General features: G+C 59.3%; 12 protein-coding genes. 8 read left to right on the forward strand and 4 right to left on the reverse strand.

Features of this window, described 5'->3' with window-relative positions; translation table 11 throughout:
* Nucleotides 1–278: 278 nt before the first annotated feature.
* The 3 genes from KVT37_RS23755 to KVT37_RS23765 are packed head-to-tail and all read right to left on the reverse strand — an operon-like array spanning nt 279 to nt 3,673.
* Nucleotides 279–1,157 carry a hypothetical protein gene (locus KVT37_RS23755; protein WP_217577445.1) on the reverse strand — a complete coding sequence of 293 codons (879 nt, stop codon included), beginning with the start codon at nt 1,155–1,157 and terminating at the stop codon, nt 279–281.
* A gap of 14 nt (nt 1,158–1,171) precedes the next feature.
* Nucleotides 1,172–3,172 (reverse strand): relaxase/mobilization nuclease domain-containing protein, encoded by a 2,001-nt coding sequence (locus KVT37_RS23760; RefSeq protein ID WP_217577446.1) that lies wholly within the window; start codon nt 3,170–3,172, stop codon nt 1,172–1,174.
* Between the two features lie 39 nt (nt 3,173–3,211).
* Nucleotides 3,212–3,673, reverse strand: a complete 462-nt coding sequence (locus tag KVT37_RS23765; protein ID WP_217577447.1) for a DNA mobilization endonuclease VirD1/MobC family subunit — start codon at nt 3,671–3,673, stop codon at nt 3,212–3,214.
* Between the two features lie 267 nt (nt 3,674–3,940).
* Between KVT37_RS23765 and KVT37_RS23770 the strand changes: the two genes are divergently transcribed.
* Both KVT37_RS23770 and KVT37_RS23775 read left to right on the forward strand, forming a co-directional pair.
* Nucleotides 3,941–4,636 carry a conjugal transfer ATPase VirC1 gene (locus KVT37_RS23770; protein ID WP_217577448.1) on the forward strand — a complete coding sequence of 232 codons (696 nt, stop codon included), beginning with the start codon at nt 3,941–3,943 and terminating at the stop codon, nt 4,634–4,636.
* 1 nt (nt 4,637) lies between these two features.
* Entirely contained in the window at nt 4,638–5,309 is a 672-nt protein-coding gene (locus tag KVT37_RS23775; protein ID WP_217577449.1) for a VirC2 family conjugal transfer protein, read from the forward strand.
* A gap of 351 nt (nt 5,310–5,660) precedes the next feature.
* On the opposite strand, the gene KVT37_RS23780 is transcribed toward KVT37_RS23775, so the two are convergent.
* Entirely contained in the window at nt 5,661–7,775 is a 2,115-nt protein-coding gene (locus tag KVT37_RS23780) for a hypothetical protein (protein WP_217577450.1), read from the reverse strand.
* 679 nt (nt 7,776–8,454) lie between these two features.
* On the opposite strand from KVT37_RS23780, the gene KVT37_RS23785 reads away from it, so the two are divergent.
* The 6 genes from KVT37_RS23785 to KVT37_RS23810 all read left to right on the forward strand — a co-directional run bounded on the left by KVT37_RS23785 (nt 8,455) and on the right by KVT37_RS23810 (nt 18,014).
* Entirely contained in the window at nt 8,455–10,194 is a 1,740-nt protein-coding gene (locus KVT37_RS23785) for a hypothetical protein (RefSeq protein WP_217577451.1), read from the forward strand.
* A 224-nt stretch (nt 10,195–10,418) separates the two neighbouring features.
* The gene (locus KVT37_RS23790; RefSeq protein WP_217577452.1) at nt 10,419–10,682 is read left to right on the forward strand and encodes a hypothetical protein; all 264 of its coding nucleotides are present in this window, start codon (nt 10,419–10,421) and stop codon (nt 10,680–10,682) included.
* Nucleotides 10,683–10,735: 53 nt separating this feature from the next.
* Nucleotides 10,736–12,199: a VirE2 family protein gene (locus tag KVT37_RS23795; RefSeq protein WP_217577453.1), complete on the forward strand. Its 1,464-nt coding sequence runs from the start codon at nt 10,736–10,738 to the stop codon at nt 12,197–12,199.
* Nucleotides 12,200–12,250: 51 nt separating this feature from the next.
* Nucleotides 12,251–13,756 (forward strand): hypothetical protein, encoded by a 1,506-nt coding sequence (locus KVT37_RS23800; protein WP_217577454.1) that lies wholly within the window; start codon nt 12,251–12,253, stop codon nt 13,754–13,756.
* Between the two features lie 705 nt (nt 13,757–14,461).
* On the forward strand, nt 14,462–16,570 hold the full coding sequence (gene virD4 / locus KVT37_RS23805; protein WP_217577455.1) for a type IV secretion system ATPase VirD4: 2,109 nt from the start codon (nt 14,462–14,464) through the stop codon (nt 16,568–16,570).
* A 34-nt stretch (nt 16,571–16,604) separates the two neighbouring features.
* Complete coding sequence (locus KVT37_RS23810) at nt 16,605–18,014, forward strand: hypothetical protein (RefSeq protein WP_217577456.1); 1,410 nt, start codon at nt 16,605–16,607, stop codon at nt 18,012–18,014.
* Nucleotides 18,015–18,221 lie beyond the last annotated feature (207 nt).

Here is an 18,221-nt window from a genome sequence, read left to right on the forward strand (position 1 = left end):
GTGAGCCCAAGCGCAAGTCCTTCACTTCAGCATCGCAGCGCGCAAGCCAGAGGCTGGCTGAAGCGCGGGCGCAGCCGAACGGCTGACAAAATTCGGCTGTTGACGCGGTCGCGATCTCTCCAGGGATCGCGCATGGAGGATGATGCTCCTGCGTCCTGCCGATGGCCGGCGCGAATTGTTCGCTTCAGGCATTCTTTGGCTAGCGGCCAAGCGAGCGTCCACTCGCTGAACGTCCAGCTCCGACGGTGCCGGATTGTTATGCTTTTTGCCGAATGCATCTAGGATAACGCGGGTATTGGCAATTGATCGCAATTGAAGGCGGCCAGCGCCTGCTCCGCGCTGTTAGGCTTTCGCTCGTTCATGGTCTCGACGGTCTCGTAAGAGTTGTCGGCCGTCTTCAGCCACACATTGCAAGCACCAAACTTCTCCTGGATCACTTTTAGCGAACTGTAACCAATATCAGGGTCCAGCTTGGGATAAATCCCGATGTGAATGCCGTCACGGTCCCTTAGCAGCATATCGGGGAGTGTGACGCCCGCCTGAAGCGGATACTCGAACACGCGCTCGTATTGGCGCACTCCCGCGGGGGTCTGAACCATCCGCTCCTCGCCTACGGCAGGTCGGCAGGCGCCGAAATACATCGAGCTCAAGCCGAGCGCATCCATCTCCTGGACGAACTTCCTGTCCCGCGCGTCCCGTCGGGCCGTCGCGGACAACCTGTGATCGACCGGGATCGCATGATAGAAGGCTGTCTTGGACAGGTAGTTGCCGCGATAGTCCTTGATGAGGACACACGTCCTGTCCAGCTCACTGGCGCAAGGCCAGCCGCCGTGCAGGGCTTCGTATTGCTGCACCGTGAGTAATGGCACCTCATGCGGCCGGTCGCCCGGAAGCCCACCCGCAATCAACAGACGCTGGCTGGCGGCTTGTTTGACGGTATCCGCTTTAAGTCTCATTGCTCTGTGAATCTCGTCGGAAAGCCCGGCCAGATCTTCGGTGGTCAACCGTCCATCCGATTCATAGTCATGCCAGGTCAAACCGAAGCCGGACACCATCCGACCAGACGCCAGGCCGACCCGCCTTCGCTCTACGCCAGCCTGGGCCACCAGGCATGTTTCGGTCGCAGCGATCTTTTTGGGCGTAGTGTCCTCGGACATCGGATTGCCTTCCATTAGTGCCTTGACCGGGAATTGCGATCGCGCGACCGCCCGCTTGTCCCGCCGCCTTCCGGACGCGTATTGTCGGTGCCCCCGCTGCCGCTGCCACTTGTGCCGCCTGGCTGAGGGGGCGCGGGGTGTTGCGGTGCATTAGAGCTCCTGAGCTCCATGGGATGAACGGACGGCGCTCCGCTCCGCCTGTTCTCCGCTTCGGCCGTCAGCCGGGCGTTTGTCTGCGCGCGCGTCTCCATCGGATGAACGGACGAGGCCGCATCGCCACGCCAGCGATCCCGGCGTTGCCTGCGTTCTTCCTTCTGGCGTCGTATGCGCTGGCCGCGGGTTTCCATGGGGGGACGGTTTCGGTCGAGGCTCTGGTTGGGACCCGCTCCTGGCACAACATTGCCGGCATCAGGGGCGACGACGCCCTCCATGGGGTCGGCGGCCTGGCGACCAGACATCGGTGCCAACAGCGCCCGCCGCTCGCGTTCCTCTTGGACCGCTCGCTGCTGATCGCGGAAAGCATCGGAGCGTGGCGTCGCCACACCGGCCGGCCCATCATCGTCGAAAAAGACGGAGTCTGGCTCAGCGGTGCCCTCCACCACGCCACCAGGAGTACGCCGGCGGTCCGGGCCGCGGCGCAGCTCGGACTCCTCGCGACGTTCGCGCTCCTCGTCGGCCTGCACGCGACGATGCGATGTCCCCTCGCGGCGCCGCTGCTCATCCACGGACCCGATGGCCCGCGGCGACGATCCGCCAGGCGACCCAGCGTCTTGGGCGGCTGCGGGGTCGGCCTCGGCGATGCCTTCCGCGACGCCGCCAGGCGTGCGGCGGCGATCCGGGCCGCGGCGCAGCTCCGACGCCTCGCGACGTTCACGCTCCTCGTCGGCCCGTTCTCGACGGTGCGATGTTGCCTCGCGCCGCCGCCGCTGGTCCACGGACGATGAGCTTTCGGCGGCTGGCCAGTTGTCCGCCTCCGTGCCCGGAAGCGCCGACGCTACATCTTCTCGCCAAGCCTCGATCCGGTCTTGTCGCCACCTTTGGATCCCTTCCATGCTATTTGGATCCACTTCGATCTGCCGCGGGGGACCCGCCTCCGGCCGCCCGGCCGGTGTCGATCCGCCTTGGCGGGCGCGTTGATGCCTCCGTTCGCCCCCTTCCCCGGTCGACACACCTACAGACCCACCCTGGCCATTTCCAGGATGAGCTCCTCCTTGCTTGCCTGTCCGCGCCCCTTGTCCGGTTGGTCCAGCCACGCCGGAAGACGCCGCCAAGTCGAATTCTGCATTCTCCGCCTCGTCGAGAAAGTTTCTGGCCGCCGCCGCGCGCTCACGCATTTGTTGACGATACTGCCCGGTGGTAGGTGAGCGACCTGGAATGCCTCGCTCGGCGCGCGAGGACGCCTCGAGCTCGATCATGTAGGCCCGATCGTCTCCGTCCCTTTCCCACTCTTTATTCTGTCGCTGAGCGACCTCGACCAACACCTGACGCGGGCTGTCCCAATTTATGTGCTCGTTGCCATGGGAGATGCGCAACAGCGTCGTCTGACGCGTTTCCCGATCCGGAAACGACTCCCGGTTGACCACGATGTGCAGATGCGGATGCGGCCGATCCTCATGGAAGGCAGTGACATAATCCCACCTGGCGCCGTAGCGCCCGCTGTCGAACATTTCGGAAGCCCATTGGCGCGCAAGCTCCTCAGCGACGGCCTTGTATGTGGCTTTGTATTCCTCGGACGTGGCAGGCGCGGGTGGATGAAAGGGTACGACCAGATGCGTCGTGAGCTCCTGTTCGCTATCGGCGTCCTCTTGGCCGCTCAAATATCTGCCGGTTTGCTCCAGCCAACTGCGAGCCCATGCCGGAAGTTCGTCATAGGGTACGACGTCCTCGCCGTAGCGGCGTGAGCGCTTCAGCTCCAGGTCCCCTTTGCGGCACAAGTAGTCCCATTGGGAGCACAGTTCGTCTGGGGTGTGCCTGCCCCCATTTTCCACCATGTGGACGACCGCCTGCATCGACATCGTGTAAGCTCCATTCCATTGCCCGGCGACGGTTCGGCGTCACGATTCCGTGGCGTTCCGGAGCATCAGGCGTCCATCAAGACGACGATGCGAGCCATTCAGGATGGTGCGAAGCTTGGCGTCGAGCTGGGCAAACACGCGCCCAAACGCGGCGTGTTGCGTTGCGAATTCCTTCATGTCGACATGTCCGGTCCGAGCGCAGTCCGATCTCAGATCGACAATTCTTTCCGACATCAGATCGATTGCGGAACTGATCTCCAAGAGCATCCTGCGCGTCTCACTATCGATCTCCAAGAATCCGCCAATACGCCGGGCGGCGATGCGTAGCGCCATGTTGTTGGTAAGCCCAAAGGCGCGGGCTTGCTCGGCAAAAACTTCGAATTCCGCCTCGCGCAGCCGAATACTGACAATCTTGTAACCGTTCGGATCGGCACCTTGCGGGCGTCGTGGCGAGGGCGTTGGGGCAGAGTCAGATTGAAAAAGGTCGTCGCTGTAGGGCACAGGCAATACCTATTAATATTCCATGAAATATTTCAAATGAAACAATTCACATAGCGCTATAACTATGATTGAAAATTCACATTTGGATCCGAATATGTCAATTATGATCGCAATGGGCGCCGTAAAATCACGTTACACCTGAAATTTTGAGAAAAACCTTCAACTACATCTGGCTTCATTGTGATAATCCCGAGATCGTACATTTTTACAAACCGACTTTTTGCATTTCCATACAATCCGCCTTGGAGGCGTGAGAAAGGGATATTCATGAAACTCGTGACGTGCTGTTCGTTCAAAGGCGGCGCCGGCAAGACGACGGCATTGATGGGCCTTTGCTCCGCGTTCGCGACGCTGGGAAAGACCGTGGCGCTTTTCGAGGCGGACGAAAACCGGCCACTGACGCGCTGGAAGGAAAACGCCTTGCATCGCGACGCATGGGACCCGCATTGCGAAGTATTCGCCGCCGACGACCTGCCGCTCCTCGAGGCGGCCTACGAGGAAGCGGAAGGGCGCAAGTTCGACTATGCGTTGGCCGATACCCATGGCGGCTCAAGCGAGCTCAACAACACCATCATCGCCAGCTCCAGCTTCCTGTTGGTGCCCACGATGCTGACGCCGCTCGACGTCGATGAGGCGCTGGCGACCTATCGCTACATCATCGAGCTTCTGATGGGGGAGAACCTCGTCATCCCGACCGCGATCCTGCGCCAGCGCGTGCCTGTCGGCCGGCTGACGACCTCGCAAACCGCCGTTTCGGAGATGTTGAACGCACTGCCCCTGACGGACGCGCCCATGCACGAGAGGGACGCATTTGCGGCGATGAAGGAGCGGGGCATGCTGCATCTGACCATCCGCAAGATCGATGCCGATCCGGCATTGCGTCTTGGGTTGCGCAATCTCCTTGTGGCCATGGAGGAGCTTCAGCAATTGGGCCGGTTCGTGAACGGTGCGCTGGAGCGTTAAGATGGCTATTCGCAAACCCACCATGTCGGCGGAAGAAGCGAGGCGCCTGGCCACCATCCGATTGGAGGCGACGACGCCTCTCGCGGGCGCCGCAACTCTTGCGCAGCCCCAACCCGCTTCTTCGCCGGCAGCAGCCACGGAACCGGTCACTAGAGCTGCTGCGGCCGCCCGGGCCGATCGCGAGTCCGTGATGCCGTCAGGCAATATTGACCCGCCCGTAGCCAGCAGGAACGTATCATCGTCGACTGTCCGGCCATCGGCCACGTTTCCACGCCAGCCGCCTTCCTCTAGCCTCGCCAAGACGCGTCTGGACAAGATCCAGGTCTTTTTGTCGGCACCGCTGCCGGCGCAAGGCGTATCCAGTGTCTTTGCAACGCTTCAGCGTCAATATCCGCCCCCAAAGGCCCTACAGATGATCCTGCGCAAGGCCTTGGACGATTACGAAGACATGCTGGAAAAAGGAGCATTCCAGAAATTGCCGGCAACCTACGCGGAGAACGAGATAAATGGTTCCATCGTGCAAACTTCCCGGATGATCCCCAAGGCGCTTGTGGCAATCGCACGTGCGCATTTTGATCCACTGGGGCTAGAGAGCACACGCTCATTCGGACGCAAGTTCGCGACCGCCGCGCTGGCCGCCTTCTTCGCTAACGAAACCAAACGGCCTGGCTAAGCCACCGCATTTGCGAGGCGCGGCAAGATCGGGATTCACCCTATGGCAGCTTGGTTGTCTCCTCACGTAGAGGGGTTGGCACAGCGGAGACGCTAGCAACTTAATCGCTTCAGGTAGTTGGCTGCACTTCATCGGCGAATGCACCAACTCGTCGTATTTTTTTAGCGAGGTCACAGCGTCGGAGACATCAGCTCTGCTGGTCGCCGCGCCCGGATTTTGGCGCGGTGGACACGACCGGTCCGGTATGATTCCGCGTCTGACTTAGGCCCATCGTTTTCTTGGCAACCGAGGCAATTCGATTGCCACCCAATATTTTATCGCTTATTAAAAACAACTCCCTTACGTCTACCGTTATATTTCCCTTCCGCCACCCTCACGACTTCTGGACCGTGGGTCATACGCTCGGGAACTGGCCGACGTGGCAGGCGCTGCTTCATACCCAATCGTTATTTCGCCGCTGCCCGCCTGCGCCGTGCTACCATTGACCCGCGCTTCTCTAACGCGATCGAGGCTTTGCTGGAGTCGATTTCGATATAGCGGCCGACTTTGCTCCTTCTGATTATTGGGGTCGCGCTGCTGCAGCGCGCCATTGCCGGAGCCTACGGCATCGAGAAAACTTTGGAGTGGCTGCCTCCTGTCCGACGCGAACGATTCACTTGAGGGAGCCGCGTTGTTGGCCACAGGCGCGCCAAGGGTGGTACGAGACGCACCGACCGAATTTCCGTTGTCCAGGATACCACCCAGCTCGCTGAAGACCGTGATGCCACTTGGCGTGCGCGACGCAGACCCTGAGGACAAGCTCATAACTATACTGCGCGGACGCTGGACCTCACGCCGGGCAACTGCCGGTGAAGAAACCTCGGCTGCTTGGACTCCTGCCGTGCGATCAGGTTCCTGTTGCTTCTTATGCTGGGCGAGCTGATCGCGCTCGTCTTTCCAAGCCTCTATAAGACTTTGCAACGACGGTTTCTGCCGCAAGGTCGAAGATTTGTCCGAAATGACGGGGTCCGCATTCGGAAGCGAAGAAACCTGGCCGGGCTCTGCTGTGCGCGCAGCAATCGCCGGTCGCGTGCTATTTATGGAAGTCCTAAGGCGCCCACCTTCCGGTCGCGCTGCCGCCGACGTGGCTGCCGGCGCCTGGGCCAGCAGAGCACCAGCCGGAGCTTTGGTGACGCTCGACAACTCGTCCCGATCCAACCGCCCGTCCTGATCTCGCGAGCCCTCGACGCTGCTTTCCGTGTCAGCACTCCAACGGCTCGTTTTACTGAGATCCGGACGCGTTGTTCTCACCAAGTTAACGGCAGGAGGATTTAAGGCACTCCTGCCATCGTCCGATCCTTCCAGCTTGCTCAGCGTCTCCTCTAGATGTGATCTCCTGTCGGCATCAAAGGTAGCGACGAAAGCTGCGCCGGCGGACAGGGATTCCGTGGGCGACCGCCCTTCTGGATGTGCCAGCGCAAGGTTTCGACTGGACGCCCTCTCTCCATCAATGGACATCGGAGCGGAGGCCCTTTGATCAAGACTATCAGCAGAAATCGTGCTGACCCTGCCGACGGATGTTGGGCGAGATGAGGCCTGGGTGCGCAAGTCCTGCCTGCCAAAATGCTGGGCTAGCGCAGTGGGATCCACGTTGTGCGGATAGACAGCGCTCTGTTGGAGGCCCGGGGGTACCGGTAACAGCTTGTCATTCCAAGGCGCTGGACCCGGGACAGGGCCCGCCGGCAGATCCCTGGGCGGAACAGGCGGCCTTTTCGCCGACGTCTCCCCGAGCCGCTTTACATGCCCACCGCCGGCGCCCTGGCGCGCGAAACCTACCGCCGGCGTTGAGTAATCCTTTGTGATTGCCCCGCCGAGCCACCTCCTAGTGACGACACGCGAACCGTCCTCATAGACCACCACTGCTTTTTGGCGAAGACGACTGCCCTTATCCAAGGGCCGAAGGGTCTTGTTGCCATCGCCGTCGTCCGCCGTTTCGAAGCGGTTTCCCTTCTCCAAGCGCCTAAGGGTCTTTTTACCCTTGGCGTCGATATCCTCGACCTTGAGGTAATTCTTATCGGTGACGATCTTGGTACGCTTGCCGTTGATAGGAGCGCTCACCGTTACAAGGCGGGAACCGTCCCTCATCTCCCGCAGATGCATTTTCCCGCTCGGGTCAATGTCGGCAACCGCGGAAAAGTTGTCGATCTTGGACTGGTAGACCTCGATGGCGCTGCCGTCCTTGTTGTAGTTTCGGATACGCTTCCGCAAGGGATTGGTTTGGATCTTCTCAGTCAACTGCGGCTCGCCAGTCGCGTCGACGCCGTCGAACCGTTCTACCTTCTTGATGCCCAGAATCTTGCGCTCGCGGGCAACGAGCTGCCCCGATCGATCACGCTTCTCTTTGCTGCGGTATAGGCCCTTTATTTCGAAGCCCGAAGAGCCTTGTTGCTTGCTCGGCTTCGTTAGCCGTCCATCTTTCCTTGCCATTATTCCATCCAATCAAACAGAGTTGAAGTCGCCGCTGGCATCCCGATCAACGCTCTTTGGCGCCCGCCAGTCGACTTGTGGAGCCGGCGACGTTGTAGCTGGTCGGCACCGTTCCGCGGCGCACCGAGAGCGGACAGAACAGCGGACAATAATAGCCGCGCTGGACGAGGCAATGGCCAGCTGACTAGTCACGAAAAATCCTCTAAAAATAATCGACGCGATCGATCGTGAAATATTTGTTATGCTATATTGCCGATGGATAACTGTACGATATCCACTATTTCTCCCCTTAACCTACGCAAGTCAAGCGTGATCCCGGGTAATGCAATTACGAATGAAACATGTCTTGCAGCCGACCGACACGACCTCGCCGCGAACGGTACGGCACGCGAGGCTGATAGCGGGTCGGCGCGGCCCGCTCTTTTCCGGCAAAATGAGCGATGCCATTAAAGCAAGGGCGGCGTATTAAATCTTGTTACAGCTGTAACGCGATTGTCGGTACGAATTGGCGATCCAGGTTTGACAACCTCTAAATAGAAAATAAGTTAAAGTCAGATTTTGACGTATATATTTTCCGGTTGCTGGGGAGATTTCTCGCCAGCTTCAGCTTGAGGCACTGCCGCGACTCCTGGCGCAACCGATCTTGCGCAGGCTCTGGCCGCCGCCTGAAGGAACCGCGATGCCTGATGATCGTGACAGTGAAGTCGAAACGGGACCTACCGAAGACGCGGGCAAGAAGCGTGATCTCGAAGCCGCCGGGCTGGGGACCGATGATAGGCGCGAACCCGCTCCGGATCGAGGGGTCCCCGATCGCGTCGCCCTGCCGCCCGGCAAGAAGGTCGCGCACGGTCCTGCCGCGCCGGCCACAGGACCAGGACGGCCAAAGAAATCCGGGACCCTGGACGGTTACTTCAAAAGAACCGACGGGCCGGAAGCGGCGACGGCCCCAAGGGATCTCGCCGCCGGGCCGGCCACCAAGCGCCGCAAGACGAACAGGGCCCGCCCCCGGCACACGCTCGACATCTCTGTCACGAGTTCCAGAGACCGGCTGGTGCTGATCGCGGACCGTGAGCAGCTTCGGAGCAGGGCCGCCGCGGTGACGTTCCGCACCTTCAGCCAGTATGAGCACGAATTCGGTCACACGCCGACGCAGACAGAGCTCGATGAAACCTGCGTCCTGATCTCCAGCGAGGTTCTGAGGTCGCTGGGGACCAACCCGGAGCGCCAGCCGAGCTACCTGACCAAGGCCGAGCTCCGTCGACGCATTCCCGTCGACGAGACCCTCTCGTTCAAGGAACAGGAAAGGCAGCGGGACAAGAAATTCCTCTCCTTGATGGAGAAGTTGCGCCTGAGCGCGAACGCCTTCGCTGCGCAGGAAAAGTACGGCGCGCTCGAGGACTTCGACGCCCTGTACCATTCCACCGCAGGCCCGCGGACGCGCAGCCGGTTCTACAAGGATCATCTGCGGGCCGGCGAACTCAATCCGGACATGCTGGCGCTGCAGGGGGACGCCTTTGTCGGCTTTTATCCGAAGCTGCATGAGGGCACGAAGAATCTGAAGACCCTGGAGGCCGTGACCGACCTTTTCGGCCGCGACAGTCTCTGGCTGAAGACGGACGATTTCAACTATATGACCCCCCACGCCTTCGACAGGGAGCTCAAACCAAAGGACTCGGCCAAGAAGGCTTTTGCGACCTTCACGGGACAGCCATACGAAGAAGACCTTCCCAAAGTGCTGGTGCGCACGAAGAGCGGTCTGTTCGTCAGCAAGGAGCTGTATGACAAGCAATTGCGGGACCCGCTAAAGCGCCGGGACCTTGAGACTGATACCGACCGGCTCGAAACGCTCATCCTGACCGCCAACGGCAACAGCTATGTCCAGCCCAAGACGCTGAAGTGGATGGACGAGAACAATCCGCGCAGCAACGGCTACTTCGACAAAGCGATCGATGCGGCCCACCTGCCAAGAGGGCTGGAGGACACGGAAAACAGCCCTGTTCCGCCCATCTTGATCCGCGTTTCGGCAGATACTTTCCGGCCGCTAGGACCCGGCGAAGGAATCCCGCCCAGTGCCGATGTCGAGCACGTCTTCCTGCAGAACCAGAGCGCAACGGGTCGCCATACCGGCAATTTCACCAACCTGGCGGCTCACGAGCGAGCGGCTCACGGACGCTACGCCAAGGAGATCACTGCGGAGCAGCAGGGCATGGTAGATCGATGGCGTGAAGCCCGATCTCGGCAAGCCAGCCAGACGATTGACCTTGAACACGGCGGGGCTCCAGGTCGGCCCGATGGGCCGGGCGGCGGCAAGAACACCACAGCGTCTCCCAGCCTTGACGGCGCGGACGGGAACGACCGTGGCAGCACGGCGGCCCAGCGCAGAGGGCTTGAGGAGCGCTCTTTCGTCCACTCGTGGTGAACGTCGACGGAGCCAACTCGACCCCGAAAAAAAGAGGATTTGCGGTCAGGAATAGATCGCACTGTCCATTTATAATTACAAATGTAATCCGATCCAGATGGAAAAAACGAGAAACGCTATTATATCTGCATTACATTCTTTACGGCATATCACCTGGATATACGTGGCGGTCGACTACATGATTGCGATGCTATTCATACACTAGCCGACCTGGAGTGCCAACATTGAGCTTGAGTGGCAGCTTCGTGCAAGCGTATCAAAAGGCGAACAACTCTATCTCAAATAGTCAACTTACAGAAAAGGACGCCAGCAAAATGAGTACCCCAGAAGAAAGCAACAAAGAACACAGCACTAACAAAATTGTTAGGCTAAATAGCGAAAATGTCGATTGGTCTGACGCCGATTTATACATCCCAGCAGAAACGTTCCTTGATCATACAGAGATTGATGAACTAGAATCTGACAAAATACTTGAAAATTATAAATAACAATTCTTGTTAAATTCGAACATTACCCAGATTAGAGATTAAGGACAGTTGAAATGGAAAACGACGACGAGATCGGCCCGGTTGCGAAGAAGGCCAAGACCGGTAGTGACCGAAGCAACAACGATGCCGATATGAGGGACGCCGGAGATCCTTCCGATGATGTTTTGAATTCATTCAGTCGATTGCGGATCGAAGACGGCGTTCGTCGCGACGCCTTTGTGATCCATAAGCGTAGTGACACCAAGCGTAGTGGCACCGACAATGCCGAGCCGGAAGCGCTCACCCGTGGGCAGTGGCAGGATGAATACAAGTCGCTTCCACCGATAGCAGTGTTCGATAGAAATGGCTACACCATTCATGGAATTTATACAGGAACCGTGACCGACGAACATTCCCAGCTGCCGCCCCAGGAGTTCGTTCACCGAATTGCAATTCCGGCTGACGTTCAGAAACGTCTTAACGCGATTGTTGATAAAAAGGATAGGTCGCGCGAAAAGTTCAAATACCAAGCTGGGAGATTTAGAGAGATTGCCGAGGAAATCGGCGTCCCATCGAAATTTCCCACTGCAATTCGGCAAGCGGATGGAGGCTATGACCTCGTCGGGGACGCTCAATCCTACTCAACTGCAGGCGGGATACGGCAGCGCCAGACCCTTTACGATAACGAATTGCTCTCTGGCGATTTCAACGCCGAAGCCATGTTCTGGAAAGGCCAGGAGCTCGTCGGCGTAGCATGGCGGCAAAAGGGAGGCAAGTTTGATGGCAAGACTATTGTGGAAGCCGAGGCCATGTACGGCGACGGCGTGGTGGCATCCCTAAAGTCAAGAACTCAGGCATATTCGGGCAGGGAATATCTTAACAGAGAACATGGTGAGCACACCGCGGACAGGCGTTGGAACGGCTATGTCGGAGTGGAGCGTGAGCGCAATGCCACTTTCAAAACTCGCCTGACTGCAATCGCCGGCTCCTCGTATTTTGATGTCGACTGGCTGCTCCACAACAAGCCGGATTCGGCGTTGACTAAAGGGGTTTTGGATGGTTCAGCGGCATACCACCTTCGCGTCTCAAGCGGGACCGGCAATGCGCGACTCAGCGTCCAGTTTGCGATGGAGAAGGATGCGAAAGGAACGACCCAGCTTCTTAAGGATGCAAAAATTCCCCTGACGGTTGCGGACAGCCGTCCCGGGGACAGAGAAAACCTCAGGCTGGTCGGCGAGGGTCTGTCTCCTGTCACCATAAAACTTACTGACTATCGCGATGGGCCGCCGCCGGCTGGGGTGAATGTGCTCGACAGCCATAAACCGCAAGAGATCTTGATCGCGAACCGCGACAGTCGCGGCGAGCGAACAGGAATGTCCAGGACCCTCAGTGAGTACCAGGAGCAAAAACTGCGTCTGCCCGACGACGCCGCAAAAGAACTCGACCTTGAACCGGACGTATATTCGAGAACATCCGCACGCGCGTCCAGATATGCAGAACGAGATCGCGACCGTGGCGCTGGACTGGGCGGATACTAGTAGCGGCTTAGTCTTGCCGGCACAGAGACATTCAGCTGAAGGAGCCAGACCGTGAATAAGATCAAGAAGCGATCGGCGGCGGGCATGAACGCTGCAAATCGGAGGCGGGCTGATAGGCGAAGACAACAGCTCGACCAGGCAGCCCTCGACGTAGAACGCGACGCCGCAAGGTTGTGGGCGAAATACGAGGGAGACGACGATAAGCAGGCAAGGCATGCCGAGGACCTGAAGCTCCTTGAAAATGTAAACTGGCAAAATTTCGATGAACCGGTGGTTCTCGCTCGAAATCGCTTTCTCGGCAATAAGTCCCTGGTGATCGAGCGTCCAGGAGAGCTCAAACGTCAAAGGGGCAGGCTCAGGACGACGACCAAGATCACCACGGCCGGGGAGGAGCCTGGAGCATCCAAGCTCAGGATGCTTCAGAAGGGAGGCAAGGGTAGGCAAACGAGAAAGACCCATCGCTTCGACGACAAGGGAAAGCTCACATCACGAAATATCTCTCGAAAGGATGGACGCTTCCAGGAAAAATGGGAGCGAGAGGACGGGAAGCTTGTGCGAACGTCGTTTCGATCGAATCGCAAGAGGGACGGTATTCTCGTCTCCGCAAAGATGAGCAAGCGTGGGGAGGATGGAAGCCGCTCACTCACCTGGAGAGAGGGAGCGCTGACGGAAGTTTTTGTCCACGAAGCGGACGGCAAGCTTACTTATGTCGGGCAACAGAACGGGCGCGGAACAGACTACCTGGTAAAGTCCGAAAATGGCAAGACAACGACCAGAGAGATCCGAAACCGCAATGGCAAGCTAGAGAAAGCATATACCCTGCGGCTTGCGCCGGATGGCGAGACGATACTCGGCGAAGATCTGGCGTTCGAACGAGGTAAGACGGGAATCACGATAACAAAATTTAACAAAGACGGATCCCTCAAGCAGGTGATAGACACCGGCCTGTTCGGCGGGACGGTCAAATATATCGGAAATAACCATAAGGTCGTCTCCAGAAAAATCCTCTTTTTCGAATTGGACCCAAAATTGAAGACGCTGAGCGTGTCAGAGCGCTTGGATCAAAAGCGACGACTGCAGGAAGCATCGGAACATCTGAAGGCTTGGGATGGATATCGGCCACCCTCGAAGGGTCCCGTCAAACGTCTCGGAATTTCGTCAGCGAAACCAGGCGATGAAGAGAGCTTCGATGACGCGCTCGCGGACAAATGGAAGGCCAGGCCGGGCGAGCTAGGCGAGGATGATGGGTCTTCGAACATGGTAAAAGCTCAAGATGACGGGGAAGAGCAATTCCCCAAGACCATGTCCAGAACCGGTTCGACCTCGACAAGCCAGAAACGCCAGACAGATGATGACGATGAACTTCTCGACAGCTGGAAGCCGGCCAAGGCAATAACCGAACAGGATGAGTCGGCCACCAAACGCCAGGAGCGCGCAACTTACGATGACGATGAACTTCTGGACAGCTGGAAGCCTCTAGCAGAAGAGAGCAGGCGGAAGGACCTGAGAGGACTTGAAGAGCGTGATCGGCGCGACAGCGTAGGGCGTGGATGGTGAGATCAACCATCACGTGTCCTTCGAATTGCGGTCTTGCGAACCATTTCGATCGACGCATTCGCAAGAGCATGGGTCGCGTCAGCGCCGTCCTCCCCGTCGCGGAAGACGTCGTCTTTGGCCTCGAACCCGATCACTTGCCTATGGACGCTTATCAAGAAAGGTAACCCCAATGCCAGAAGAGGAAAGAGACAAGACGACACCGGCAGGGCACCCTGGCGGCGAGCCGGCGAAGCAACCAGAGCCCGGTGACGCCGCCCCCACGCAAAGAGATCGTATAATCGGGCTAAAGAACCTGCAGAAGCTTGTCGGAGGCGACGATCCGTACACCGAGCACCCAGCCAGGAAGGGCTAGGACGGCATTATGGACATGAAGGACGTTACGCAGGGTCTCATGGTCAGCCTGCACGACCGCAGTGGGCTTCCCAAGTCCAGTCGGGATGCTCTCATGGCCATACTGGGAAGCCTGAATGCCAGCAGGCCCCTCACCCCATCGACCGAACTTGTAAAACAGGTAAAGGAAGCACGGGCGCGCAGGCGAGCAGATTGCCGCGACCTGCGCGGACGACTTGCGCGATGCAGACGGGCCAGAGGGCGCCGTGCCGCTGGTCGCGACGTCCGCTCACAAGGGCGCCAAGAGCGCCCCGAGCGAGACCTTCCCCACAGCATCGTTTACGGACGCTGACCACGAATGGCGAGATCGATCCCATGAATTCCGGCCAAAACCTTGGGACGTTTCTGTTCGCCCTTGTCCTGTCGCTGGTCACGGGACTGTTCCTGGCGACCGCCTACGCCAACTTCCAGCACGGTTTCACGCCCCAGGCGATCGCGACATTCGACATCTTTGCCTTCTGGTACGAGACGCCTTTCTACAACGGCTTTGCGACGCGGGTCTTCTATCATGGGCTGATGATCGTCGGCTTCACCGCCGTCATCACCGGGCTCGTGCTGGCTATGGTTCTGTTCAAGCCGCAGCATCACGGCACCGCCCGCTGGGCGCTTCTCAGCGAGATGAAGAGAGCGGGCTACATCCTGCCCTACCAGCGGATTTCAGGACCGATCTTTGGAAAGACGACCGGTCCACGCTGGTTCGGCCAATATCTGACCAATGGCGATCAGCCGCACAGCCTTGTCGTGGCGCCTACCCGCGCCGGCAAGGGTGTCGGCGTCGTCATTCCGACGCTGCTTACCTTCAACGGCTCCGTTCTGGCGCTCGACGTCAAAGGTGAGCTGTTCGAGCTGACGTCGCGCGCGCGCAAGGCCCGCGGCGACCGCATCTTCAAGTTTGCACCAATGGACAGGGCCGGCCGCACCCATAGCTACAATCCCGTTCTCGATATCGTGGCCATGCCACCCGAACGGCGCTTCAGCGAGGCGCGCCGCCTCGCCTACAACCTGATTGCGCCAAAGGGCAAAGGATCCGAAGGCTTCATCGACGGCGCGCGCGATCTTTTCGTCGGCGGGATCCTGGCCTGCATCGAGCGCGGGACGCCGACGATCGGCGCGGTGTACGACCTGTTCACCCTGCCTGGCGAGAAATACAAGCTCTTCGCCCAATTGGCCGAGGAGTGCCAGAATCCGGAGGCCCGGCGCATCTTCGACAATATGGCCGGCAATGACACCAAGATCCTGACTTCCTACACCTCGGTGTTGGGCGATGGTGGCCTGAACCTGTGGGCGGATCCGCTTATCAAGGCTGCGACAACGACGTCGGACTTCTCGATCTACGATCTGCGCCGCGACCCCACATCGATCTATCTCTGCGTCAGCCCCAACGATCTCGAGGTGATCGCCCCGCTGGTCCGACTCTTCTTCCAGCAGGTCGTCGCGGTCATGCAGCGCAGCATGCCGGCCAAGGACGAGACCTTCGAGGTACTTTTCCTACTCGACGAATTCAAGCACCTCGGCAAACTGGAAGCCATAGAGACAGCTGTCACCACGATCGCCGGGTACAAGGGCCGCTTCATGTTCATCATTCAGAGCCTGTCGGCATTGACCGGCGCCTATGAGCAGCCGGGCAAGGAAAATTTTCTCAGCAACACCGGCGTTCAGGTGTTCATGGCGACGGCCGATGATGAGACCCCTACCTACATCTCAAAATCAATTGGGGACTACACCTTCCGAGCAAAGTCGAAATCATTCAGCCAGAGCCACATGTTCGATACCAACATCCAGCTCTCCGACCAGGGTGCGAACCTTCTGCGCCCAGAGCAGGTGCGCCTGATCGACGAAAACAGGCAGATCGTCCTGATCAAGGGGCGACCGCCCCTACTCATGCCAAAGGTGAAATATTACTCCGACCGGGTGCTGAAGCGCATCTTCGAGGACCAAACGGGGCCGCTGCCCGAGCCGGAGCCGATCGGTTCCCTCGGTCCGCCCGCAATGGAGCCACCCTCCCCGCCGGCGAGCGAGCGCGCCGCAAGCTCCGGCGGCGGACCGGACAATGGCGTGGCCACCGAGCGCTTCGCGGCGGATCAGGCCGCCAAGAACTATTTGCAGGCGCCCGTCGACCCCGTCGTGCAGTATCTCGACGACTACCAGGTCACGGCTGGACAAGGCGCGGACGAACAGGCAGCAGACGAACAGGCCATGGCAAGGGAGTATCAGTTCAGACAAGCGCAAGCAGCAGCGGAGGAACAACGTCGCGCGCGAAACCACCCGCAGGCCGATGATGACCGGCATGACCATGACCAGGCCCATCATCAGGTGCCTGCGCCCGCTCCCGAACCTGATCCGGCCATGGATGCCCAAAGAGCGCTGCTCGACCGCATTATCGCGCTGCAACAGCGCCAAAATGCCAATGCCCTGAACCGCTGAACTTGCGATCTAGAATAACAGGGATAGCGACGTGTTGACCCACGAAGAAGCACAAGCGGACACCTCCAGCCGTTGGGTGCTCCTGGCAAAGCACGCCAAGCTTTCCCAGCAAGCCGCCAAGCTCGCTTCCCATGACGGCACCGTCGAGGCAGCTGCCGGTCAGGCCCTTGACCGGCTCAGGGCATTCGCGCTCGAATACAGCGCCTTAGAACTTCATAGGCGCGGTGGCGACATGAATCGCATCCCCGAACTCGCGCCTGAGCTACAGAACCGCTTTGACCAGATAAGTGGCGTCCTGGACTGTTGCATCGGCGTGGGGCCGCAAGGCACTGCCAAGCGCCGGGAGGTTCTCGAGCTTGCAAGCTCCCATCTAGCTGGCAGCCGCGATGGGCCGATCGACTACGCTGATGTCGCGGACGCGTTGAACGTAACGCAGAACGCGCCGATGGACACCCGCTCCAAAGTCCGACGCCGCCTCACCCCGAACGACACGAAAGAACTGATCGATGCAATTGGCGAACTGCAGGCGGAATTGAATGACCGCATCCGACAAATGCGCAGCTTGTTTCAAGATCCGGGCATGGACGCCATCAATGGATTCCAGGTCGAGCCAGGATTGAGCGGCGAGATCAGCAGGCTCGACGCGCAAATTCGCGAAGGTGCTAGTCCAACAGAGCAAGCGGCACTGAGGCGAACAACAAAACAATTGCAGAACGCAAAATACGCACACACGCTCTCGTGGGACCATGATCGCCAACCTGACAAGTTCGAAGCGGGACTGAGCGGGCCATCGTCGCCACTCATTCGAGAGAGTATTTCGCCAATATCATCGTTTCGACCTAGCCCAGGTCCTGCTGCCCCAGGCCATGGAGACAACCCCGCGGGCTTTCCGGTCGATGCCAGCGAGCCTGGTCGGCATGATGAGATGTCCGGCGGCATATCGCCCTTGGGCTCGAGAACGTCCTCCGTCTCTCCTCGCCGGCAGGCCAGCGTCGCCAGCACCGAGTTTCCTGTGCTTTCCGGACCGCAACTCGATGTTGAGCGGAACTGGGACCACGATGCCCAACCACGATCGTCACCATTGCGTGGCGCCGACGGGACACCGTCCTTACTCTTGTCTGAAGGATCGGACTTGTCGCTCGCCTCCGGTCAGGGCTCTATCTTGCTCAACACAAGAAAGCGCGCTCGTTCTGAGGTGGACAACAGCGAACCCAATGACATCGAACCGGCTGCGCAGCGCCAGAGAGCGAGCCTGTACCCTGGTTCGGGCGGGACGGTGGGCGCCCGCGCATCGGCTGAGATCGAACACAACTCGGTGGAAGGAAATTCCGGGAGCCCGGCGCACTCGTCTCCCGGGCAGAGGCGAGGCGATCGTCAGCTGCAGGCAGACACCCGATCCAGTCGATATGAAACACGCTCGCGCAGAACCGAAAATGGACGGTGAAGCGCCCTCCCCTGATTTGAGCTTACTATTTGCGCATTCGTCTCTTGCGCGTGCGGTCCGAGGCAATCGCCGCGAGGCTCTCAAGTAGACGACGGCCAGTCCGCAAGCCACACTGCCGGCTAGCTGCGCCATGGAGTTGCGACGCCGAGACGGCTACTCGGTCCTGCGCGGCGGTATGGAGCGGCCGTGGTTGCACGATGAGGCAGC

The organism is Mesorhizobium sp. GbtcB19 (genome assembly GCF_019091085.1).
Taxonomy (GTDB): domain Bacteria; phylum Pseudomonadota; class Alphaproteobacteria; order Rhizobiales; family Rhizobiaceae; genus Mesorhizobium.